Origin of the sequence: uncultured Devosia sp., assembly GCF_964244875.1 — a bacterium.
GTDB lineage: Bacteria > Pseudomonadota > Alphaproteobacteria > Rhizobiales > Devosiaceae > Devosia.
Window position 1 is genome coordinate 69,151 of record NZ_CAXTKA010000010.1, and the last position, 22,645, is coordinate 91,795.

Genomic DNA, 22,645 nt, shown 5'->3' on the forward strand with positions numbered 1-22,645 from the left:
GGCTCCTACCTGGAAAAGGGGTCGGCAGCATCGCGCGCACCGTCACCGACGAAGTTGAACGCCAGCACCACCGAGACGACGCAGGCGGCCGGCCCGATCCACATCCAGGGATAGAACTGGATGATCTGCACCTTCTGGGCTTCCTGCAGCAGCACGCCCCAGCTGACGGTGGGGGCCTTGAGCCCGACGCCCAGAAAGCTCAATGCCGTTTCCCCGATGATGATGCCGGGAATGGCCAGCGTCAGCGTGACGATGACGTAGCTCATCAGGTTGGGGACCAGGTGCCGGGCGATGATGCGGGTCTTGCTGGCGCCGTAAACCCTGGCAGCGGTGACGAAGTCCTGCTCGCGCAGGGCCAGGAACCGGCCGCGGGCCACGCGCGCCGTGCTGGTCCAGGAGATCAGCGACAGCACCACCAGGATTGCAAAATACTGGTAGAGCGCCGGCCAGTCACGCGGCACGGCAGCAGCCAGGCCAAGCCATAATGGAATGGTGGGTATGGCGATGATGGCTTCGATGATGCGCTGGATGACATTGTCGATCCAGCCGCCATAGAGCCCGGAAATGCCGCCCATGACGAGGCCCAGCACCAGGCTCACCAGGACCGAGATCAGGCCGACCGACAGCGAGATCTGGGAGCCATAAATCAGCCGGGTCAGCATGTCGCGGCCGAAATTGTCGGTACCGGCGAGGTGGATATAGCCCCCCTCCTCCACGCCGAACAGGTGGATGTCGGTGCCGAGCAGGCCCAGCAGCTTGTAGGGCTCGCCATGAACGAACAGCGAGATGGGAAACATCGCTTGCGTGTCGACGGTATAAACGGGGCTCAAGGTCTTAAGGTCCCGTTTCATCTTGTAGCCATAAACGAACGGCTGGAGGTGAAACCGACCATCGGCGTCGATGAACTGAATACCCTGGGGCGGCGCGTAGAGGTTGCGGCTGCGGCCGGCCGGATCATAGGGCGACACGAAGCCGGCAAGGATGGTGCAGAGATAGGCAAAGATCAGGAAAGCCGCCGACACCACAGCCAGCTTGTGCTTGCGAAATTTCCACCACATCAGGCGCCGCGGCGAGATGATGCGGGTCGGCACACCGTCGGCACCGGCAAGCGGCTTGGCGATGGGCGGGGCGCTGATATCGGCGGTCATAGCTTGATCCTGGGATCGGCCCAGACCAGCAGCAGATCGGAAATGAAGGTGCCGATCACCGTCAGGATGGACAAAACGAAAATGATGGAGGCGGCTAGGAACATGTCCTGGGAGCGCACCGCATTGAGCAGCAGGGGGCCGGTGGTGGGCAGGTTGAGCACGGTGGCCGTGATCTCGGTGCCCGAGATCAGATGCGGCAGCACGAAGCCGATGGTGGAAAGGACCGGCGAAACGGCAACGCGTACCGGATACTTGAAGATCAGCCGCCATTCCGAGAGGCCCTTGGCGCGGGCGGTCTCGACATAGGCCTGGCTCAGTTCATCGAGCAGCATGCCGCGCATGACGCGGATGGTGGCGGCGGTGCCGGACAGCCCGATGATGAGCACGGCGACCGACATGTTCTGCACCATGTTGAGCGCCTTGCCGATCGACCACGGCGCCAACTCGTATTCGGGGGAGAACAGGCCGCCGACATTGCCGCCGAAATAGCGGGAGCTGACATAGATGGCGATGATGGCAAAGAGGAAATTGGGGATGGCGAGGCCGATGAAACCCACAAACGAGAAGATATAGTCGAGCGGGGAATATTGGCGCACGGCCGAGTAGATGCCGATGGGAATGGCCAGGAGGTAGACGAAGATTGCCGTTGGTATGGTGATGGCCAGGGTCAGTGGCAACCGCTCCGCCAACAGGTCGGCGACGGTGCGCTGGTATTGAAACGAGATGCCCATATTGCCAACCAGCAGGTTGGTGATCCACTTCCAGTATTGCACCAGAAGGTTCTCATCGAGCCCGAACTGGGCGCGCAGGCCCGCGATCGCATCCTGGGTGACGATGGTGCCGCCCGACAGCGTCGCGAGATAGGAATTGACGAAGTCGCCGGGCGGCAGTTGGATCACGATGAACGCGATCACGCTGATGACGAAGACCGTCACCAGCATCTGCCCGGAGCGTCGAACGATATAGTTCACCATGGGCGCACCGTCTCAAACAGAGGCGAAGGGGCGGCTGGAAGGATCATTGCCGCCCCTTCCCGGGGAGCTCTAGGCGCGTTCACCAGACCAGGCGCCGCCCTCGAAATAGGTTTGCTCGATCTGGTAATTGTAATTGCCCAGCCAGGAGAAGCCGGTGAAGCCTTCAGCGGGATAGTTCTTGAAGTTGGTGCCCAGGATTACCGGAATCGGCACTTCGCCGACGTCACCGATATTCCAGAGGTTATCGATGTTGAGCTGCAGGATCTGGGTGCCGATCTCCTGGCGCCGGGCCTCGTCGACGGTGATCTGCATTTCGTCGAACAGGTCCTGCACCATCTTGGCGTCGCCCTGCGGCTGCTCGCCCTTGGTGCCCTTGCTCGAATACCATTGGGCCCAGGACATGCCCCAAACATTCCAGCCGGTGGTCAAATAGGGCACATGCCATTCGGGCGAATGGGGGAACATGGCATCGGAACACTTGTCGCCGATCCAGATGCCCACTTCCATGTCGTTGTTGTCGATCAGCGCGCGCACCTGTTCGCGCGCGACGGAGCGGACGTTGAAGGTCAGCCCGACTTCGCGCATGAACTCGATGATAAGCTCGGCGACCGCCAGGCTCCCCGGATCATCGACAGGGATATCGATGTTGAGCACCACGGGCTTGCCGTCGGAGCGCAGGCGGATGCCCTGCCCGTCCCGCTCGCTCAGACCCGCCTCGTCGAGCAGCGCGTTGGCCGCGTCGGGATCGTATTGGGTGTCCTTGGCGACCCAGTCCTCGTTGCGCAATTTGGAGCCGGGTACCATCTGCAATTGCGAGGGCACGGCGAAGCCGAGATAGACGGTATCGGCGATCTGCTGGCGATCGATGGCCAGCGAAAAGGCGCGCTTGAACCGGATGTCATTGTAGAGCTCGCGCAGCACCGCATCCTTGGCCGTGTGGTTGAACATGATGGTGTGCTCGGCGCCGCGATCGGTCTGCCAGAGGTGGGCAACATAATTGCCGCGCTCTTCGCCTTCGCGATAGAGCGGCAGGTTGGTAAAGGTGGTGTCGGTATTGACCCAGTTCATTTCGCCCGCCGCGATGGCCGCGTCGCGCACTTCGGCGCTCTCGAAATTGGTCAGGATCACATCGTCGATATAGGGCAGTTGCTGGCCGGTGGGATCGACCTTCCAGTAGAAGGGATTACGATCGGCGACCAGGATGTTCAGCGCCATGGCCTTGCCCAGCTTGAACGGCAGGAGCGTGGGCATATCGACATTGTCGAAGGGCATGAGCCACTGCACGAAAGAGCGGTTGTTGAACAGCTCCACCCAGGTCTGGAAGCCGGCGGCCGAAACTTTTTGCGCCAGTTCGGCTGGATCGGCGTAATCCTCGTGGAACTGCTCGAGATAGTGGCGCGGCAACCAGCGGGGAATGGTGCCGCCGGGACCATGGGCGAGCAAGCCCGGCAGGTTCGCGTGCGGGGCCACGAAGGTCCACTGGACGGTGTATTCGTCCACGACTTCAAAAGTCGGCACCTGGTTCTGCACCATGAACTGGGCCATGGGTGCCGGGCTGAGCTGGGTGTTCAGATTGACGGCATTCCACCAGAATTCGAAACCGGCCGCGTTGAAGGGCTCGCCGTCCGACCATTTGATACCCGGGCGCAGATGCAGCACGAAAGTCTTGCCGTCACTGGTATATTCCCAGCTTTCGGCCAGGTTCGGCTCGACCGTGCCCCCATCGCGCCCAAGACGCAGGATGGGTTCGGGACCCCAGGCGGAGCGGGCCTGGAAGCCGCGGTTCTGGATGATGCCGGTGCGCAGGTGACCACCATAGACACCGGTGGATTCGAGCGGCTCGACCACCAGCGGGGTCGGCGGAAGGCGATCGGCGACGGGCGGCAGGGTGCCGGCCGCGACCAGTTCGGCCAGTTGCGGGGCCTCGCTGTATTGGGCGGTCGCTTGGGCGAAGCTGCGTCCGGCCTGGGTCGAGAGTGCGACGGCCGCGGCGGCGGCGCCCGAGAGCTTGATGAATTGCCGGCGCGAGGGCCGGATCGATGTCGGCATGATAGTCCTCCCTAAAACCGGCAGGCGCACGCGAGCGGTGCGAACAGGCCGGGCTTCCTCCGTAGGGACGGCGGCGCTCTTGGGGGCCACTCGTCCATAATCAGCCTAAGAATTTCCGGCCACGATGTCGTTCAAGTTTGTGGTCGGAGAAAATCATACATCGGCCTGGCTCGGCCGCTCGTTCAGGACGCCTGGGCACGCAGGGAGCCTTCACCGCCATACCAGTGCTGGGGGATGACATCGCGCTCGGCGTCGAGCAGGTCGTCGATCAGCGCTTCGGTATCGCCGATCGAATTGGTCAGCGGGTCGACCAGCAGGGCCCGGCGCAGCAAGGCGCGGTCGCCCTTGGCAACGGCCTCGGCGGTCAATTCGTGGGTATCGAGCACGATTTCCTGCATGGCGCGAATGCCGCGCGGCATATCGCCGACCGGGCGGGGGCGGGGGCCATCCATGTCGACGTCGCAGAGCAGTTCGAGATAGGCGTCATCGGCCATGTTGGTCACGGCGCCATCGTTGCGCGTGTTGATGTAGAACGGCTTGCCGAGACCGCCGACCATGTTTTCGATGATGTCGGTGGCGTGGTCGGGCCCGAAGGTCTGCATATAGTCCGCGATCGGAGTGGCACCGGAAATGAAGCCATCGATCTGCTCCCACATTTCGCGGTGGCGGGCATAGCGAGCCTCGGTTTCCCACAGGGTCAGCTCGGGGATGTCCTCGGGCGTCACGCCATGACCCTGCCAATAGCGGACATATTCCTTGGTGTGGGCCACGCAGGCCGGCACCTTGTCGAACAGCTGGAACAGCTGGTAGCCGATGGCATCGTTGTTGACGGCCTTGGCGCCCTTGTCGCCGCCATCGGTTTCGGTCGCGGCACGCCGCCCGATGGCTTCGCCGATGTCGGACATGACGTCCTTGCCATCGTATTCGGCCTTGAGCACCCAGGTGAAGTGATTGACGCCGGCGATGCGCAGGTCGAACCGCCGGTCCTGTTCGGCGCTCAGTTTTTCACCGGGACCGACGATGCCGGCGCGTTCGGCATAGGAGCGCTTGACGTGGGGCATGTGCAGGCTGTCGCAGAGGCCAAAGCTTTTGAGCCGGGGGGCGAAACGCTTGAGCGCCATGCCGTTGACGGCTGACGGATTGATGTAATTGATCACCCAGGCGTCGGGGCACAGCTCCTCGATATCGCGGGCGCAATCGAGAATATGGGGCAGTTCGCGCATGGCGCGGAACACGCCGCCCGGCCCGATGGTGTCGCCCGAACACATGCGAATGCCGTATTTCTCCGAAATCACGGTGTCGAGCCCGCGATAGCGCACGGTGTCCTTGGCAAAGCTCAGGACCACGAAATCGGAACCCGCGAGCACGGCGCGGCGATCCGTGCTGGTTTCGATGGTCAGGGAAACGCCCTCGCTCTCGACCACCATGCGGGCCAGTTTTTCGAGCTTGTGCAGCCGCTCGACATCGGTATCCACCAGCGCCAGCGTTCCGGTATTGAGATGGGGCGAATGCACCATCTGCCAGATCGCCTGGCGCCCGAAGAACAGGCTGCCTGCCCCGATAACCGTCACCTTGGGACCATTGGCCGCCATAAGAACCTCCCTTGCCGTCAAAGCATCCGGGTCGTGCGCCGGGGCTTGATCCCACATGCCTTGATAAACCCGCTTGTTGGGTCATAGGTAATGGCGGCAGGCGCCGCTGTCTTTCAAAATTGGAAGCTGAGAAATTTGAACATCGAAACCTTCGAGATGTATCGACGCCCCAATTTCATCGTCCTGCCGGAACTGGTGAGCCTGGGCATGTTCGTGACGGCCGAGTCCCGCCTGGGCGGCGTGCGGCAGGACGGGACCGGGGGTCTGGAAATCGGCTATCTCGAACATGGCAGCGTCGAATGGTGGGACGGCAGCCATCTCGATGAAGCCGGTCCGGGCAGCGTGCTGATCGATCATCCCGGCGATTGGCAGGGCGGGGCAAGCGCCATCGTGCATCCCTGCACGCGCTATTGGATGCGGTTCGATTTTCCCGAAGCGGGCAGCCTGCCGGGCCTGCCGGGCGCAACCAAGCTGTCGTTGCAAACGGCCTATGGCGCCATGAACAGGCGGCATTTTCCCGGTTCGCCGGCCCTGCGCGACATGTTCAACAAATTGCTGATCGAGCAGCGCCAGCCCGATGCGCTGTCGCAGGATTTCAGCCGCGCCCTGTTCCACCAGATCCTGATTGCGGTGTTGCGCGACTACCAGCGCATGCAGCTCAGACAGGTGTCGGCGGTATCGGCCAAGGCGCAGGCGTTTTTGCGACACAACCTGGCCAGCGACATCCACGTGGAGACGCTGTCGCGCCATGTCGGGCTCAGCACGGGCTATTTTCACGACGTGTTCCTGCGCGAAACCGGCTTCACGCCGGCGCGCTATCACCTGTGGCTGCGGGTGGCCGCGGCCAAGCGGGCGTTGATCGAAACGGGGGGGTCGATCACTGACATCGCGCTGGATCTGGGGTTTTCCTCGAGCCAGTATTTCGCCACGACCTTCAAGAAGGTGGTCGGCTTGACGCCGCTGGAATACCGACAGCTCAGGGGCGGGTGAATGGCCGCGGTGGCTGGGCGCGATTCATGCGCTAAAAGGTTGCGCTGCCGGGCATTTTTCGCCATTAGGCTGGGGACGCAACCTCATGGAGCTCGCTCACGATGTCGGTCGATTACGATGCCGTCCTGGCAGATATGGTCGCGGTGGCGCGACAGGCCGGCGCGCTGACGCTGGGCTATTTCGAACGGTTCCGCGAATTGGAGATCGGCATCAAGGGGCCCGCCGATTTCGTTTCGGAGGCCGATAAGGAGTCCGAACTGCTGATCCGCCGGTTTCTTGCCGAACGCTATCCGGACTGGAGCTTTACCGGCGAGGAATTTCCTCCGGTCGACGGGCAGGACCAGGACTTTCGCTGGCTGGTCGATCCGATCGATGGCACCACCAATTTCCTCAACGGGATGCATTATACCATCTCGATCGCGCTGCGGCGCGGCAACGAGACAGTGTGCGGCGCGCTCTACAATCCTGCGGCCAATGAAATGTTCACCGTGATCAGGGGGCAAGGCGCATTGCTCAACGGAACACGGCTGCAGGTCAGCGGGCAAAGCGAGATCGGCTTGCTGACGGTGGGCACCGGGCTGCCCACGTCCAATCTTTTCACCTTTCCCGGCGCCTACCAGCGCCTGCAAGACATTCGCGATCCGATCGGGGCCGTGCGCGTCGTTGGCAGTTCGGCCAATTCGTGCGCCTATGTCGCCTGTGGCCGGCTGACCGGCTATTTCGAGGAATCGGGGCTGATCGATTGGGCGGTGGGTGTCCTGCTGGTCCAGGAAGCGGGTGGCATCGTCACCGACTGGCAGGGGCGCGGTCCTGAATTCTACGAAAAAACCGGCACCGTCATCGTCGCCAACACGGCCACCCACGCCTACCTGCTGGACAAACTCAGGAGTGCCCCGGTCAAGAATCCGGCAGACTGATCTTACCGATCGAGGGCCGCAGCCAGGCCTTGGGGATCGTCGGTGGTGATCTGGTCGACCTTGAGCGCCAGCAGGCGCTCGACGCGCCCTAGGCTGTCGCGATCGGCCTGCTGGATGGTATAGGCATCGACGCGCCTGTCCCGTGCATGGAAGGCGGCGACGAGATCGAAGCCGGCGTCTTCCGCTTGCAGCACCAGTTGATGGGCAAGATAGATCATTTCTGCGGGGGAGGCCGCCACGGCGTCCGTGACGAAGCCGGTAAAATCTCGGCTTTGGGCCAAACGGGCCAGCGCGTCGCCATGGCAGGGATCGTAGCCGATGCGCAGACCCGGTGCCGCCGTGGTCAATAGTTGAACCGCCTCTGCATCGCCTGAGGACAGAATCATATTGCCGGCCACCGAGGCAACGCTGTTGGCAAAAGTGTCGAGGGCGCGCGGGTCGAGGGCTGCGGCGTCTTCCTTGTAATCAAGCTGCAGCAGGGCGTCGGGATGGACGCGCCCGTTCAGGAGCAAGGCCGCCAGATCGTCGAGCAGCAGCACCGGCTCGTTGGTTGGCACACCGTCATTGTCGCGCAGTTTTTGCGTACGCAATTGGGCTGCGGTCTTGGAGAGCACGGGGCCTTCGCCGGTGCTTTCGCGCCCCAACCGAAGATCATGCAAGACGGCAAAGCCGCGGTCGGCGTGAATGACCAGATCCACTTCGATGCTGGCCCCCAGCCGCATGCCCTCGAGGATGCGCGAGAGGGTAAATGCCGGATCACCGACGCATTTGCGGGCGCGGTGCCATTTGAAAAAGGTGCGGTGCCCGGCTCGCGTGATCGAAATCGGATCAGCCATTGGCATCCAGGCTCCGAAAGATGGCGGCATTGTCGCGATAGGCGGCAAAGGCGCGCGGCTTGAGTGCGACAGGCTGTCCGGCGTTCCAATTGCGCGCATCGGGCACCATTGCCTTGAGGCGGACGCCGTCCGGCAGTTCGATATCGACCACGGCATGGGTGCCATAGTCGGTGACGCGGTGGATCGTTGCCATGCCCGAGCCGGCAACGTCGACGATATCGAGCGCCTCGGGGCGCACGGCGAGCGTGGCCACCCCGTCGCTCACCGCCAACGGTACGGTGAGACCGGAATGGGTGAACACGCCATTGGCGACCACTCCATCGAGCAGGTTCATGCTGCCGATAAAGCCGGCAACGAAGGGCGTTTCGGGCTGGCGATAAACAACATCGGGACGGTCCGCCTGCTCGGTGCGCCCGTCACGCATCACCACGATACGGTCGGCCAGCGCCAGGGCTTCGTCCTGGCCATGCGTGACGAACAGGGTGGTGATCCTGAGGCGCTGCTGGATATCGCGGACCTCTTCGCGCAGGCGCTCGCGCAGATGCTGGTCGAGGCTGGCAAAGGGCTCGTCGAGCAGCAGGATCTTGGGTTCCAGAACCAGCGAACGGGCCAGGGCGACGCGCTGCTGCTGGCCACCGGACAATTGGCCGGTCTGGCGCGCGCCATAGCCACCAAGGCCCACCAGATCAAGCACGGCCTCGACCTTGCGCCTGATCTCGGCGCTTTGCAGGTGCCTTAGCTTGAGGCCGAAGGCCAGGTTGTTGAAGACGTTCATATGCGTCCACAGGGCATGGCTCTGGAACACCATGCCGGTGGGGCGCCGTTCGGGCGGCACGCGCGTCACGTCCTCGCCATCGATGGCGATCAGTCCATCGCTGGGGGTTTCAAAGCCGCCGACCATGCGCAACAGCGTCGACTTGCCCGAGCCGGACGGGCCCAACAGGCAAACCAGTTCGCCATCCGCCACGTTCAGGCTGAACGCATCCACGGCGGTCGTGGTCTGGAAGCGCTTGGTGACGCCTTTGATTTCAAGCACGGCCATCGGATAGATCAGCCTTTCTAGCCGCCAAAGCCACGGGCGAACGAGCCCGAACTGATGATGCGCCGCGCGAACAGCAGCGCGGCAAAGGAAGGCACCCACAGGATCACCGACAGCACGGCGCCGTATTGGATCACCGGCTGGTTGTTGATGAACGAAATCATCAAAACCGGCAGGGTGCGGATCTGCGGGGCGCCGATCAGCCAGGCGCCCTCGGTTTCATAGAACGTGCCGACAAAGCTCAGCAGCACCGCCGCCGCAATGGTCGGGCCGGCCTGCGGCAGGGTGATGGACCAGAACACACGGAAGGGGCCGGCGCCCACATCGCGCGCCGCTTCCTCCATCCGCCGGTCCACCGATTGAAAGGCGGCCACCGGGATCCAGATCATGAACAGCAGCGTGCCCACGAGTTGGATGAGCACTACGCCCCAGAAGGTGGCGATCAGGTTGAGTTGCAGGAAAATGCCGGCGATCGCCACCAGCAGGCCGAACTTGGGAAAGGCGTGGCCGGCCAGAAACGAAAAGAACAGCAGGTTGCGCGCCGGGAACTCCATGCGGGCAAAGGCATAGGCCGCCGGCAGGCAGATGATGCAGGAGAGCAGCGTCACGGTGACCGAGAGGCTGAGACTGGTGGAAATGGAAATCCACACATCGGCCCGCGCCAGCGTCTGCTGCCAGAACTTGAGCCCGAATTCCTGGGGAATGACGGAGGGGTAGCGCCACACATTGGTGAAGGCCCAGGTGCCCACGATCAGCAGCGGAAAGATGATGACCAGGGTCAGCACCGCGGCAAAGGCGATGCCGGTCCAGTCCGTGCGTTTTTCGATCAGGGCACGGGCCATCAGGGTGCTCGATTCCTGGCGACGGAATAGACGTAGAACAGGCCAAAGACGATGCAGAAGCCGAACGCGATCACCGCCTGGGTGATGGCCGTCGTCGGCTCATTGAGATCGCGGAAGGTGCGCTGCATGAACGGGCCCATCATTTCTGGCGCGGCCGGGCCCAGCACATAGGGCAGTGTAAAGGCCGAAAAGATACCGAGCACGGTGAAGGATACCGCCACCAGCAGCGAATTGGAAATGCGCGGCAGGATGATATGCCACAGCACGGCGATCCGGCCGGCGCCGACATCGCGGGCCGCCTCGATCGACTGGTTGGACACATTGCCCAGGCCCGACAGCAGGATCAGCACGGTCAGCGGAATATTGTCCCAGACCAGCCCGATGACCGGACCCCAGGGCGTCAGATAGGGAGAGCGGATATGGGGCAGATGCACGGCGTTGAGCAGCAGGTCCACCGTGCCATTGGGGCCCAGCACGCGGATAAAGGCGTAGCTCAGGATGATGGAGGGCACGAACATGGGAAAGATCGCCAGGCCCTGCACATAGGCGGCAATGCGGTTGGTGGCAAAGCGCAGGTAAAGGGCAATGGGCAGGCAGATCAGCAGCAGGATCAAGGCGGTGACGGCAGTGGTCCAGAGCGTGACCGTCAGATTGTTGATGCTGTACTGGTCGGAAAAGAAGAACTGGTACGTCTGGAGCGTGAAATGGCGCTCGCCGGCGTCATCGGGCAGCCAAACCGTACGGATGACGGCGGAGATGATCGGCCAGATGATCAGCCAGCACACCAGAAGGACAGGCGCGGCGACGAGCAGGAGACCGACTGGCCTCCTGCTCGGTTTGCTGCCGACAATGTCGTTTGCCGGCGCGATGGTCACGCGGCGTTGCGATCGACATTTGGCGCCACGGCGCGATACCAGCCGTCATTGACCGCCTTTTCCCAATCGCCGCCCGGGAAAACCGGGATCGAGGTCGGCACGATATCCTTGAACTTCTCGCGCAGGTCCGCTGCGACATAGTCCCACGATACGCCGGGGTAGCCGCCAAGCTCGGTCAGCACAGCGGACTGGATTTCTTCGGTGAGGAGGAAATCGGCGAGCTTGAGCGCGGCATCCTTGTTCACGCCGTTGGAGAACACGCCAACCTTGGTGAAACCGCCGGGCAGGCCCAGATCGGTCAACTGGACGAGGCCCGTGGTTTCGGGCAGCACGCCCTGGCTGATCGCCGACAGGGCCTGGTCGGACCAGGCCGGAATCATGGTGACGGCCGACTGGCTGAGCAACTGGATCGACTGGGTATTGCCCGACGTATAGGCGCCATTGTCGAACAGAGCGCCGGAGAGGTCCTTAAGAATGTCCCAGGCGGGGTTCAGCGAGGCGTCGGCGAGTTCCTGGGTATAGTTGTCGACGGCGAACTTGGAGGGGTCCTTGCCGGTCGCTTCAAAAATAGCGCGGCGCACGAAATTGCCGCCGGAGCCGCCCTTGTCGGGACGGTTGTAGATGAACTGGCCGGGATTGGCCTTGATCCAGGCAACCAGATCCGGCCAGGTCTTGGGCACATTGGCGGGATCGAGCTTGGTGGTGTCATAGGCCAGCAGGACCTGCGAGCCGCGATAGGGCAAGTTGGTCGGAATGTCCTGCGCCAGTGGATTGATCTTGGAATAGTTGGACAGGCCGGCAGCCGAAAAATCGACCCAAAGGCCGGCATCGATGCCGCCGCTGGGCAGGCGGGTGTCGAAGCCTTCGGCCAGGTCCGACTGCGGGTCGGCGCCGGTCGGCAGTGCGGCAAGCGCGCGGTCGGCGATCGCCTGCACGCCGGCACCATCGCCGCCATCGATCAGGTTTAGGGTGACGCCCGCATTGGCGGCCTCGAACTTCGGCTTGACCACATTGGTCCAGAAATCGATGACGTTCTGATCCGAGGTGAAATACACATCGATCTTGCCGGCCTCGGCGAAGGCCAGCCGCGGCAGCAGGGCCAGGCCGGCGGCCGTGCCGGCCGCGGAAATCATAAACGAGCGACGTTTCATAACTGTTCTCCAGTTGGCCGGCGGGACGTCCCGCGGCTTCAAGGTCCGACGTCGGCGACAGGCCGATCTGCTTGCGCGGGCGGCCCCCTGCCAAAGCAGGTGGACAAACCAGCTCGGCCGAAAGTGGCGGAAGCCAGTGGGCATTAAGAGACGCATATGACAGGCCGATGACCGTCGCTGCGCCTTGGGCAGACGTGCTTGGGCTCCCCCCGTGCGGCGCTTTGCGGCCTCCCTTGTACACGTGCACACTTTTAGGCGGCACTCCAGCGGGTTTTGCCGGGGAACCACGAGAACAATCTCGCCGCTCCTCGCCTATTCGTGAAGCCGTCAACGCCCAGACGACGGTCTCGATTGGCGCAGGCGTTGCCGTTGGCTGATCAGGCGCCTGCGAATGCGGCGTCGCGACGGCACTGCAGAGCAGACAGTCCGGCAGATCCCGCAGCGGCCGCGGACAACGGGCTGCCCAGTTCGCCATAGCTGCGCAGCATTTGGTCAGCGCCGGCGCGCAAGCGGACCGAATTCGGGCCGAAGGCGCGCTTGAACACGTCCCGGGACAGTGCGCCGACACAGGAATACAACATGTTCGGCATGCCAATCTTTCTGTTGTCGACAATCTGGATACGATATAGCGTTGCGGCAATGCTGGAGCGCGTGACGTGATCGAGCCTGTCCTGATTTCCGACTTCATGGCCAGCGTCCGCCGTCCCGGCACCAGTGCTGCCGAGCTGATCGGCGGCGTTGGCCGCATGGTCCATGCGAGCATCGGCACCAAATTGCTGACGGCCTCGGTGTTCGATATCGGCAAGCGCCAATCGCGCCGCATCCATTCGGAAAATCTCGCTGCCTATCCATTGGCCGGCGTCAAGCCGATCGAGGACAACCGATGGACCGAAATCGTTCTGAGGCAGCACAGGGTGTTCAGCACCCTGCGCATCGAGGACATCGCCGAGGTGTTTTTCGACTGGAGGCTGATCCAGTCCCTGGGCTGCGAGTCCAATGCCAATATTCCGGTGGTGGTCGATGGCAAGGTGATCGGCACACTCAATCTGCTGCACGAGGCCGGCTATTACACGGCCGAGCGCCTCGCGCCGGTCGAGGCTTTGCTGCCCTATGCCACCATTGCCTTTCAATTCCTGGCAAAAGTTCTTGACGCGGACCCACGCCCATGACGCGCATCCTGTTTTTCAATGGTCGCGTCCTTGACCCCAAGGCCGATGCCCTGTCCGATCAGACCAGCGTACTGGTGGACGATGGGGTGATTGTGCACGTGGGCATCGACACGATAGAGGCTGCGGCCGACGAGCGGATCGATCTGGGCGGCCGCACCATCATGCCGGGCCTGATCGACTGCCATGTGCATGTGGTCTCCAGCTTCATGGACCTGATGAAGAATGCCATCGAGCCCACTTCGCTGACGGCGTTCCGTGCCGCAAGGATCATGAAGGCCGCGCTGCATCGCGGCTTTACCACCGTGCGTGACCTTGGCGGCGCCGATATCGGCCTGGTCCAGGCCGTCGAGGAGGGCCTTATCGAGGGGCCGCGCCTGATCATCTGCGGCAAGGGCCTCAGCGCCACCGGCGGCCATTGCGACACCCGTGCCCGCACCGACGATCGCAGCTCGATCATGGCGCACCATCTCGGCTCGATGGGACGCCTGGTCGACGGGGTGGACAATTGCCGTCTTGCGGCGCGCGAGGAGCTCAAGGCCGGCGCCAGGTTCATCAAGATCATGGCCAATGGCGGCGTCGCTTCGCCGAACGATCCGATCCATGTGCTGCAATATTCGCGAGACGAGATCGGCGCCATCGTCGAGGAAGCCGAAAACGCCAATACCTATGTGTCGGCGCATGTCTATACCGACCGCGCCATCCGCCGCGCCGTCGAGTGCGGCGTGCACAGCCTTGAACACTGCAACCTGATCGAGGCCGAGACTGCGGCCATGGCTGCGGCTGCCGGCTGTATCGCGGTGCCGACGCTGGTCGCCTATGAAGGTCTGGCGCTGGAAGGGGAGCGTTTCGGGCTGGGGCCCGAAGCTGCCGCCAAGATCGAAACGGTTCGCTCGGGCGGTCTCAGGTCACTGGCGGTAATGCGCGATGCCGGCCTGCCGATGGCCTTTGGGTCAGACCTGTTGGGGCCGCTGCAAAAGTATCATAGCATGGAATTTCAAATCCTGGCCCGCGTGTTGAGCCATGCCGACATCATTCGATCGGCGACGCTGGTCGGGGCGCGGCTGTGTGCGCTTGAAGGCCAGATCGGGGTGATCGCCGAAGGCGCCCGTGCCGATCTGCTGGTGGTCGATGGCGACCCCTATGCCGACATCACGCTGCTTGGCAACGACGGCGCCCATATGGCGGCGATCGTGAGAAACGGAGCGTTCGTCAAGAACGATCTGCGCGTCGCCTAGCCGCGAGGCGAAGCGAAACAGGGCGCCCGGCCGGCTTACCGGTGGGGCAATTGGTTGGAACGCCGTCGACGGAACAGGGCTTCCGCGCGGCTGGTAAGGGAAATCGTCATGACGCTACGTCTTGCATTGCTGACCTCCGTTGCTGCATCCGGGCTGCTGGCAGCCTTGCCGATCGCGGCGCAGGAACCGTTCCGCGTCGCGTTCCTCGCCTCGAGCAGCCAGAACGGCTATAATCAGGCGATCTATGCCGGCGTGCAGGAGGCCGCCGCCGAACACGGCGTCGCGGTGGAAATCTTTGATGGCGCGTTCGATTCGACCAAGCAGTTCTCGCAGGTCGAGGACGTGGTGGCCGGTGGACGCTTCAACGCCTTTATCGTGACCCCGAACGATACCGTGGGCATCGCCCCGGCGCTTGAAGAAGCAACCTCGGCCGGCATCACCGTGGCCACCACATTGTTTCCCGTTGGTCCCGAACTCAGCAATATGGAACCGCAGGTTCCGGGACTGACCACGACGGTTGCCGCCAACCCGGCCAATGGCGCCACCGCCCAGGCCCAGGCCGTCGTCGATTTCTGTGCCGACAAGGACCCCTGCCGGGTCGTGGTGATGATCGGCCAGTTGATCTATCCGTTCGACAATCTGCGCAACGACACCTTCAAGGCCGTGCTCGGCACGCATGCCAATATCCAGATCGTGGCGACCGGCGAAGGCAATTACGACCCCGACGCATCGCTCACCGCCATGCAGGATATCCTGCAGGCCAATCCGGAAGTGGACGCAGTGCTGTCCAATGCCGACCAGCATCTGATCGGCGTGGAAATCGCCCTTGCCGATGCTGGCATCGACGCCTCGTCGGTGTTCCTGATCGGTGGCGGTCTCAACCAGATCACGGTGGATGCCATTCGCGCCGGCAAGGTCGATGCCACATTGGCCGAATATCCCAAGAGCATGGGCAAGGCGGCGCTCGAAGCGGTGCTGACGACGCTGGAAGGCGGCACCGCGCCGACATGGATCGACCCGACCACGCTGGGCTCGGCGCCGATGATCGTGACCAAGGAATGGCTGGACGCGCATCCCGACTTTACGGCCGAATGGCAGGGCTGATCGATGGCAGGCAGCCCTTGGGGCGGGACCTTGGGGCCCCGCCGCGCCTATCCTGAAGGTCGCCGGCGATGAGCCAGGCCAGCAAACCTGCCGTTCGGCTGAGCGGGATCGACAAGAGTTTTGGCAATGCCAAGATCCTCAACGACATCACGCTGGATTTCGCAGCTGGCGAAGTGCACGCGCTGATCGGGGAAAACGGCGCCGGCAAGTCGAGCGTGGGCAAGATCATCGGGGGCTATTACACCGCCGATGCGGGTCAGCTGGACATCGGCGGCATCCCGTTGCAACAGGCCACGCCGCGCGGTGCGCTGCGGCAGGGCGTGGCGATGATCCATCAGGAACTCCAATTAGTGCCGCAACTGACGGTGGCGCAGAATGTGTTCCTGGGGCTTGAGGCCAATATAGCCGGCCTGCTCAGCGGCTCGGATGAAAGACGCTTTGCCGCGCTCGAAAAGCGCTGTCAGTTCGGGCTCGACCCGCGCCGCAAGGTGAGTGAACTGGCGATCGCCGACCGCCAGAAGGTGGAGATCATGCGCGCCATTGCGCGCGACGCCCGCGTCATCATCATGGACGAGCCGACCTCCTCGTTGACCGCCGACGAAGCTGAGCGCCTTCACCGCGTGATTGCCAGTTTGTGCGCCGAGGGGCGCACGGTGATCTATGTCACCCATTTTCTCGACCACGTGCTGGCGGTGTGCGATCGCGTCACCATCATGCGCGATGGCAGGGTGGTGCGCACCGGCGTCGTCGCCGAGGAGACCAAGCAAAGCCTGGTGGAGGCCATGCTCGGGGAAAGCATCGATGTGGCCTATCCCACGCTCCCCGCCGCTCCCGATGCCGGGGTCGCGCCGCGCATTGCGCTTGATGGGATTGCCACCGCTGCGGGCATCCACGATATCAGCCTCGTCATCCGGCCGGGCGAAATCGTCGGCCTTCTGGGGCTGGTCGGCTCAGGACGCAGCGAGGTCGCCCGGGCTGTGTTCGGGGCCGACGCTCTCACCGCCGGCAGCATCGCCCTTGATGGGCAGACGATTGGCGAGATGTCGCCCAAAAAGGCCGTGCGCAACGGCATGGCGTTCATTCCCGAAGACCGCCGCAAGCAGGGCCTCGTCTTGGCGCAGCGCACCCGAGCCAATATGAGCCTGCCTCACCTCGATCAAATCAGCCGGCTGGGCTTTCTCGACATGGCCGAGGAACGGCGCCGGACCGCGCGCCTGATCGCCCATTTCGGCATCGTGCCCAATAGCGTCGACGGCGAGGTCGCCTATTATTCCGGCGGCAACCAGCAGAAGGTGCTGCTGTCCAAATGGGCTTATGGCAAACCGCGCGTGGTCATTCTGGACGAGCCCAGCCGCGGCGTCGACATCGGTGCGCGCCGGCGCATCCACGATTTCATCGTCGAACTGGCAGAGGACAATGTCGCGGTGCTGCTGATCTCCTCGGAACTGGAGGAAGTGCTCAAGCTCTCGCATCGCGGCTATCTGATGCGTGCCGGCACAATTATCGGGGAGCTCGACTGTCCCCATGCCAGCCTCGAGGATGTGCTGTTCCGCTTGTTCAATGTGCAGAAGCCGCACGCCTCGCCCACCCCGCCGAAACTGGATTGACCCATGGCCCAAGCCAATATTGCCGCCTCGACATCTGCAGGATTGCGCCGGTTCGCGGTCGGTGACTTCCTGCGCGAATATGGCGTGTTGCTGATCATCGTGTTGCTGATGATCGGCCTGAGCTTTCTCAGCCCTTCGTTCCTGACGCCGCGCAACCTGCTCAACATCCTGAACCAGAGCGCGCCGCTGGCGCTGATCGCGGCGGCGCTGACGCTGGTGATCATCAGCGGGGGCTTCGATCTGTCGACCGGCGCGATCTTTGGGGTAGCCAGCGTCACGGCCGCCTGGCTGGCGGTCAATGTCGATCCGACGCTGGGCATGATCGCGGGTCCGGTCGTGGGCGTCGTGCTCGGGGTCATCAATGGCCTGATCATCACGGGCTTCAACGTCCACTCGTTTCTGGCCACGCTGGCATCGTCCATGGTCTATCGCGGCATCGCCGTGCTGATCACCGGCGGCGCGCTCATCCCCGTACGCATGGAGGAGTTTGCATGGCTGGGCCGAGGCCGCGTCGGCATGGTCAATGTGGCGGTCATCCTGCTGGCGATTTTCACCATCATCATGATGGTCCTGCTGAACCGGACGACCTTCGGGCGCCGCGTCATCGCCGTGGGCGGCAATGAGGAGGCGGCGATCCTTTCGGGCGTGCGCACCAACCTGGTCAAGATTTCCGCCTTTGGCCTGACCGGCTTCGCCGCGGGCCTGGCCGGCATCATCGCGGTGTCGCGCATTTCGATGGGCCAGCCCCAGGCCGGCGTCGGCATGGAACTGGAGGCCATTGCGGCAGTCATCCTGGGGGGAACCAGCATCTATGGCGGCGCCGGCGCGGTATGGCGTTCGATTGCCGGGGTGCTATTGCTGGCGCTGATCGGCAACGGTTTCAACATCCTCAACGTCAATCCGTTCTACAAGGACTTGACGACAGGCGTGATTATCGTTGTTGCCGTCGCATTGAGCGCCGGCAAGAAGCGTCGGTAGGGTCCGACACCGGATGGAGCAGCGGATGGCAAAGGCGAAGGTCAAGGCCGACAAGATCGAGGCGGCCGGCGATGCCCCCGGAACGGGCCGCGTGCGCGGCCAGGGCGCGCGGACGGTCTACGATACCTTGCGGCAGGCCATTCTGGAGCTGACGCTGGAGCCGGGCAGCCCGCTCGACGAGGTGACGCTGTCGGAGCGCTTCGACATGTCGCGCACGCCAATCCGCGAGGCGCTGGTCCGCCTGGTGGCCGATGGGCTGGCCAAGACGCTGCCCAATCGCAACACGGTGGTGGCGAGCATCGATTTCGAGCAGCTTCCCACCTATTTCGAGGCACTCACCCTGATGTATCGGGTGACGACCCGGTCGGCGGCGGTGCATCGGCGGGCCGAGCATATCGCGATCATCCGGGCGTTCGAGGCCGGCTATGCCGATGCCGTTACGCGGCGCGATGCCCTTGGCATGATCCAGGCCAACCGCGATTTCCACATGGCCATTGCCGAGGCGGGCGGCAACAGCTATTTCACCACGCTGTTCGGCCGGCTGCTCGATGAGGGCCGGCGCATCCTGCGCCTCTATTACCAGTCCTTCGACGACCAGTTGCCGCGCCAATATGTCGACGAACATGGCGCAATGGTTGCCGCGATCGAGACCCGGGATGCCGAACGGGCCGATGCCCTGGCGGCTGCCCATGCCGCCCAGATCGTGCGGCAGATCCAGAGCTACATTGCCCGCTCGACGGTCACGGGCATCGCCTTGACGATGGAGCGCGACTGATGGCCCGAATTGCCGTCGTCGGCGCCGGCATTATCGGCTCGACCATCGCGGCGCGCCTGTTGGGCGAGGGACACGCGGTCAGCCTTTACGAGCCGGAGCCCGATGGCCTGCCGACATCGTCGGGCAATGCCGCGTTGATCGCCCTGCCCGAAATCGCGCCCATTGCCAGTCCCGGCATGCTGCGGGCGGTTCCCGGCTGGCTGCTCGACCCATTGGGACCGCTGACGGTACGCTGGACCGACGTTCCGGCCTTGCTGCCTTGGCTGATGGCGTTCCTTGCATCGGCAACTCAAGCGCGGGGCGCCAGGGCGCGCGGGGCCTTGACGCAACTGATGCTGACGGCCTTGCAGGACCATGTGTCGCTTGGCCAAAGCATCGGCCTGACCGACCACCTGCGCCAGACCGGGTACCTGTCGGTGCATGATAGCGAAGCCAGCGTCACGGGTGCACTGGAAGAGGCCAAGGGCGTCAAGGCCGCGCTTGGCTACGATTATGAGCGGCTTTCCAGCGCCCAGGCCCGCAGGCTGGTGCCGCAGCTGGAGGGCGAGTTCGTCGGCGCGGTGCATCAGCCCTTGTACTGGGCGGTGTCCAATCCGCTGACGGTCTTGCGGCGCTACCAGAGCTTTGTGGCCGGGCGCGGCACGCTGGTGAGGGAGCGCGTGGTGCGGGTCAGCGCGGACGCCGATGGCATTTGGTTGCACACGCAGACCGGCCAAACCTCGTTCGACAAAGTGGTGGTGGCGGCCGGCGTGTGGTCGCGCGACCTGGTGCGCGGCCTGGGCGTCAAAGTCCTGCTCGAGACCGAACGGGGCTATAACACCACCTATCATGATCTGGACTGGAGCCTGGCCATGCCGGTGGGTTTTGCCGATCACGCCTTTGTCGCGACGCCCTTGGTCGATGGCCTGCGCGTGGGGGGCGCGGTGGAACTTGCCAGGCCGCAGACCAGCCCGAACTTCGCGCGGGCCAAGGCCATGCGGACCAAGATGCGCCGCTATATCCCGGCCCTTCCCGAAGGCGGGACGGAATGGATGGGACGGCGCCCGTCGACGCCCGACTCCCTGCCCGTCATCAGCTTTCATCCCGGTGACGAGCGCATCGTGCATGCCTTCGGTCATGGCCATCTCGGCTTGACCCTGAGTGCGGTCACGGCGCGCCTGGTGTCGCAGATGATTGCCGGCACCGCGGCGGCGGCGGCACTCGCCCCTTTTCACATCAATCGGTTTTAATAGGCTCCCCCATGGCTAAGAAGAGTTTTTTCTGCGTCGATGCGCATACCTGCGGCAATCCCGTGCGGGTGGTGACGGGAGGCGGCCCCGATCTGGTCGGGGACACCATGAATGCCCGGCGCGAGCATTTCCTGGCGGAATATGACTGGATCCGCACCGGGCTGATGTTCGAGCCACGCGGCCATGACGTGATGTCCGGATCGATCCTGTATCCGGCCTTGCGCGACGACATGGATGCCTCGATCCTGTTCATCGAAACCTCGGGCTGCCTGCCCATGTGCGGGCATGGCACGATCGGGACCGTCACGGTGATGATCGAGGAGGGGCTGGTCCGGTCAAAGGTGCCCGGCCGGCTGCGGCTGGAAGTGCCGGCGGGGGTGATCGAAGCCCGCTATGACATGGACGATGCCGGCCATGTCACGCAGGTCAAAATCACCAACGTGCCCTCGTTCCTTTACGCGCAGGACCTGCAGATCGATCTGCCGGGCCTGGGCCCCCTGCGGTTCGACGTCGCCTATGGCGGCAATTTCTACGCGATCTTCGAGCCCCAGCAGGGCTTTTCGGACATGAGCCAGTTCACCGCGTTCGACATCCAGCAGCTATCGCCCATCGCCCGCCGCCTGATCGGGGAGCAATACACGTTCCAGCATCCCGAATTTCCCACGATCAATTCGCTGCGCCACGTGATGTGGACCGGCGCGCCGCGCCATCCGGACGCCGATGGGCGCAATGCGGTGTTTTACGGCGAGAAGGCCATCGATCGCTCGCCCTGCGGCACCGGCACCTCGGCGCGCCTGGCGCAGAAGGTAGGCAGGGGCCAGTTGCAGGTCGGCGACAGCTTCGTGCACGAGTCCATCATCGGCAGCCTGTTCCACGGCAAGGTGGAGGCCGCGACCAAGGTCGGCGATTTCGATGCCATCGTGCCGTCCATTGCCGGCCAGGCCTGGATGACGGGCTACAACACGATCTTCCTCGATGATCGCGACCCGTTCGTCAAAGGTTTTACCGTGTCCTGACGCTGCGGCAGTACGGCGGATCACCGGGTGCGGCCACGAGATGCAGGCGATCAGAAGCCGTATTTGGCCAGGTCCGGACGATGCTTGAGCCCGGTCTCGACCACACTGCGCACCGCCTGCGCGTCGGCGCCGACCAGTTCGAGACGCGGCTGGCGCACGACGGGCGAGGTTCCGCGCACGATGGCTTCGGCCAGCTTGATGTTCTGGACGAATTTAGGCCCGATATCGAGATGCAGCAGGGGCAGGAACCAGCGATAGATTTCCAATGCCTCGTTGATGCGACCGTCCTGAACCAGCTGGTAGATCGCCACGGTTTCCCGGGGAAAGGCCACGACCAGGCCGGCAATCCAGCCAACGCAACCCAGCACCAGGCTTTCGAGCGCCAGATCGTCAACGCCGGTCAGCAGGTGATAGCGGTCGCCGAAGGCAGCGATGGTCTCGTTGATGCGGCGGGTATCGCCGGTCGATTCCTTGATGGCGACGAATTTAGGCTCGTCGGCCATTTCGCGCAGCATGGCGGCGGTGATGTTGATGCCATAGGCGATGGGATTGTTGTAGACGATGATCGGCAGCGCCGATACTGCGGCAATCGCCCGGTAATGGGCGACGACTTCGCGATCGTCGGCAAGATAGCGCATGGCGGGCAGGACCATCAGGCCCTCGACGCCGATGGTCTGCGCTTCGGCGGCAAGGCTGGCGCCGGCAGCGGTGGAGTCCTCGGCAATGGTCAGGATGATCGGCACGCGGCCAGCCGCGGCGTCGATGGCGACCCTGGCGATCTCGAGCTTTTCGGCGCGAGTCAGGCTGGACGCCTCGCCCAGCGAGCCGCAGACCACCACGGCATCGACGCCGGCGTCGCGCTGGAAGATCACATCGGCACGCACGCCACCGAAATCGACCTGCTGGTCCGGCGTCATCTTGGTGGTGATCGCCGGCAAGACACCGCGAAAATCGCTTTTCTGCATCGTTTCCTCTTGGTCGCAAACCAGGTCATTCCATTCACCCCTAGTCTGATGTATTTAGTTTGTCGACAGCAAAGTTAGGGCGAACCGTCGGGAAAGTGTCCCTGCCCTTATTGTCGACAGTTTGGATGTAAAATAACCTGGCAAACCAGGGGCG

21 protein-coding genes are annotated in these 22,645 nt (G+C 63.5%); 10 read left to right on the top strand and 11 right to left on the bottom strand.

Annotated elements, in window-relative coordinates; translation table 11 throughout:
* Nucleotides 1-5 precede the first annotated feature (5 nt).
* The 4 genes from ACFE8X_RS12585 to ACFE8X_RS12600 all read right to left on the bottom strand — a co-directional run bounded on the left by ACFE8X_RS12585 (nt 6) and on the right by ACFE8X_RS12600 (nt 5,763).
* The gene (locus ACFE8X_RS12585; RefSeq protein WP_375451826.1) at nt 6-1,148 is read right to left on the bottom strand and encodes an ABC transporter permease; all 1,143 of its coding nucleotides are present in this window, start codon (nt 1,146-1,148) and stop codon (nt 6-8) included.
* On the bottom strand, nt 1,145-2,122 hold the full coding sequence (locus tag ACFE8X_RS12590; RefSeq protein ID WP_375451827.1) for an ABC transporter permease: 978 nt from the start codon (nt 2,120-2,122) through the stop codon (nt 1,145-1,147). Before ACFE8X_RS12590 ends, ACFE8X_RS12585 begins: the two co-directional genes overlap by 4 nt.
* A gap of 69 nt (nt 2,123-2,191) precedes the next feature.
* Nucleotides 2,192-4,171, bottom strand: coding sequence for an ABC transporter substrate-binding protein (locus tag ACFE8X_RS12595; RefSeq protein ID WP_375451828.1), 1,980 nt, complete (start codon nt 4,169-4,171; stop codon nt 2,192-2,194).
* 182 nt (nt 4,172-4,353) lie between these two features.
* Nucleotides 4,354-5,763 (bottom strand): hypothetical protein, encoded by a 1,410-nt coding sequence (locus ACFE8X_RS12600; protein WP_375451829.1) that lies wholly within the window; start codon nt 5,761-5,763, stop codon nt 4,354-4,356.
* Between the two features lie 135 nt (nt 5,764-5,898).
* Here ACFE8X_RS12600 and ACFE8X_RS12605 point away from each other — a divergent pair, with 135 nt between their 5' ends.
* Nucleotides 5,899-6,753: a helix-turn-helix domain-containing protein gene (locus tag ACFE8X_RS12605; RefSeq protein WP_375451830.1), complete on the top strand. Its 855-nt coding sequence runs from the start codon at nt 5,899-5,901 to the stop codon at nt 6,751-6,753.
* Nucleotides 6,754-6,854: 101 nt separating this feature from the next.
* Nucleotides 6,855-7,670 carry an inositol monophosphatase family protein gene (locus ACFE8X_RS12610; RefSeq protein ID WP_375451831.1) on the top strand — a complete coding sequence of 272 codons (816 nt, stop codon included), beginning with the start codon at nt 6,855-6,857 and terminating at the stop codon, nt 7,668-7,670.
* Between the two features lie 2 nt (nt 7,671-7,672).
* Here the strand turns inward: ACFE8X_RS12610 and ACFE8X_RS12615 are convergent, their stop codons facing one another.
* The 6 genes from ACFE8X_RS12615 to ACFE8X_RS12640 all read right to left on the bottom strand — a co-directional run bounded on the left by ACFE8X_RS12615 (nt 7,673) and on the right by ACFE8X_RS12640 (nt 13,003).
* Nucleotides 7,673-8,506: a glycerophosphodiester phosphodiesterase gene (locus ACFE8X_RS12615; RefSeq protein ID WP_375451832.1), complete on the bottom strand. Its 834-nt coding sequence runs from the start codon at nt 8,504-8,506 to the stop codon at nt 7,673-7,675.
* Entirely contained in the window at nt 8,499-9,548 is a 1,050-nt protein-coding gene (locus tag ACFE8X_RS12620) for an ABC transporter ATP-binding protein (RefSeq protein WP_375451833.1), read from the bottom strand. The genes ACFE8X_RS12615 and ACFE8X_RS12620 overlap by 8 nt, the downstream gene beginning before the upstream one ends.
* Before the next feature lie 17 nt (nt 9,549-9,565).
* Nucleotides 9,566-10,387: an ABC transporter permease gene (locus tag ACFE8X_RS12625; RefSeq protein ID WP_375451834.1), complete on the bottom strand. Its 822-nt coding sequence runs from the start codon at nt 10,385-10,387 to the stop codon at nt 9,566-9,568.
* A complete protein-coding gene (locus ACFE8X_RS12630; RefSeq protein WP_375451835.1) occupies nt 10,387-11,262 on the bottom strand; it encodes an ABC transporter permease in 876 nt (291 codons plus the stop codon). Before ACFE8X_RS12630 ends, ACFE8X_RS12625 begins: the two co-directional genes overlap by 1 nt.
* The gene (locus ACFE8X_RS12635; protein WP_375451836.1) at nt 11,259-12,413 is read right to left on the bottom strand and encodes an extracellular solute-binding protein; all 1,155 of its coding nucleotides are present in this window, start codon (nt 12,411-12,413) and stop codon (nt 11,259-11,261) included. Before ACFE8X_RS12635 ends, ACFE8X_RS12630 begins: the two co-directional genes overlap by 4 nt.
* 377 nt (nt 12,414-12,790) lie before the next feature.
* The gene (locus ACFE8X_RS12640) at nt 12,791-13,003 is read right to left on the bottom strand and encodes an AAA family ATPase (protein ID WP_375451837.1); all 213 of its coding nucleotides are present in this window, start codon (nt 13,001-13,003) and stop codon (nt 12,791-12,793) included.
* 66 nt (nt 13,004-13,069) lie between these two features.
* On the opposite strand from ACFE8X_RS12640, the gene ACFE8X_RS12645 reads away from it, so the two are divergent.
* The 8 genes from ACFE8X_RS12645 (at nt 13,070) to ACFE8X_RS12680 (ending at nt 21,526) form a co-directional block, all read left to right on the top strand.
* Nucleotides 13,070-13,582: a GAF domain-containing protein gene (locus ACFE8X_RS12645; RefSeq protein WP_375451838.1), complete on the top strand. Its 513-nt coding sequence runs from the start codon at nt 13,070-13,072 to the stop codon at nt 13,580-13,582.
* Nucleotides 13,579-14,817 carry an amidohydrolase family protein gene (locus ACFE8X_RS12650; protein ID WP_375451839.1) on the top strand — a complete coding sequence of 413 codons (1,239 nt, stop codon included), beginning with the start codon at nt 13,579-13,581 and terminating at the stop codon, nt 14,815-14,817. Before ACFE8X_RS12645 ends, ACFE8X_RS12650 begins: the two co-directional genes overlap by 4 nt.
* 108 nt (nt 14,818-14,925) lie before the next feature.
* The gene (locus ACFE8X_RS12655) at nt 14,926-15,921 is read left to right on the top strand and encodes a sugar ABC transporter substrate-binding protein (RefSeq protein WP_375451840.1); all 996 of its coding nucleotides are present in this window, start codon (nt 14,926-14,928) and stop codon (nt 15,919-15,921) included.
* 68 nt (nt 15,922-15,989) lie between these two features.
* Nucleotides 15,990-17,528 carry a sugar ABC transporter ATP-binding protein gene (locus ACFE8X_RS12660; RefSeq protein WP_375451841.1) on the top strand — a complete coding sequence of 513 codons (1,539 nt, stop codon included), beginning with the start codon at nt 15,990-15,992 and terminating at the stop codon, nt 17,526-17,528.
* Between the two features lie 3 nt (nt 17,529-17,531).
* Nucleotides 17,532-18,506 (top strand): ABC transporter permease, encoded by a 975-nt coding sequence (locus ACFE8X_RS12665; RefSeq protein ID WP_375451842.1) that lies wholly within the window; start codon nt 17,532-17,534, stop codon nt 18,504-18,506.
* 25 nt (nt 18,507-18,531) lie between these two features.
* Nucleotides 18,532-19,281 carry a GntR family transcriptional regulator gene (locus tag ACFE8X_RS12670; RefSeq protein WP_375451843.1) on the top strand — a complete coding sequence of 250 codons (750 nt, stop codon included), beginning with the start codon at nt 18,532-18,534 and terminating at the stop codon, nt 19,279-19,281.
* A complete protein-coding gene (locus ACFE8X_RS12675; RefSeq protein WP_375451844.1) occupies nt 19,281-20,510 on the top strand; it encodes an NAD(P)/FAD-dependent oxidoreductase in 1,230 nt (409 codons plus the stop codon). The genes ACFE8X_RS12670 and ACFE8X_RS12675 overlap by 1 nt, the downstream gene beginning before the upstream one ends.
* Nucleotides 20,511-20,521: 11 nt before the next feature.
* The gene (locus tag ACFE8X_RS12680; RefSeq protein ID WP_375451845.1) at nt 20,522-21,526 is read left to right on the top strand and encodes a 4-hydroxyproline epimerase; all 1,005 of its coding nucleotides are present in this window, start codon (nt 20,522-20,524) and stop codon (nt 21,524-21,526) included.
* Nucleotides 21,527-21,576: 50 nt separating this feature from the next.
* Here ACFE8X_RS12680 and ACFE8X_RS12685 read toward each other — a convergent pair whose 3' ends face one another.
* Nucleotides 21,577-22,491: a dihydrodipicolinate synthase family protein gene (locus ACFE8X_RS12685; protein ID WP_375451846.1), complete on the bottom strand. Its 915-nt coding sequence runs from the start codon at nt 22,489-22,491 to the stop codon at nt 21,577-21,579.
* Nucleotides 22,492-22,645: the final 154 nt, after the last annotated feature.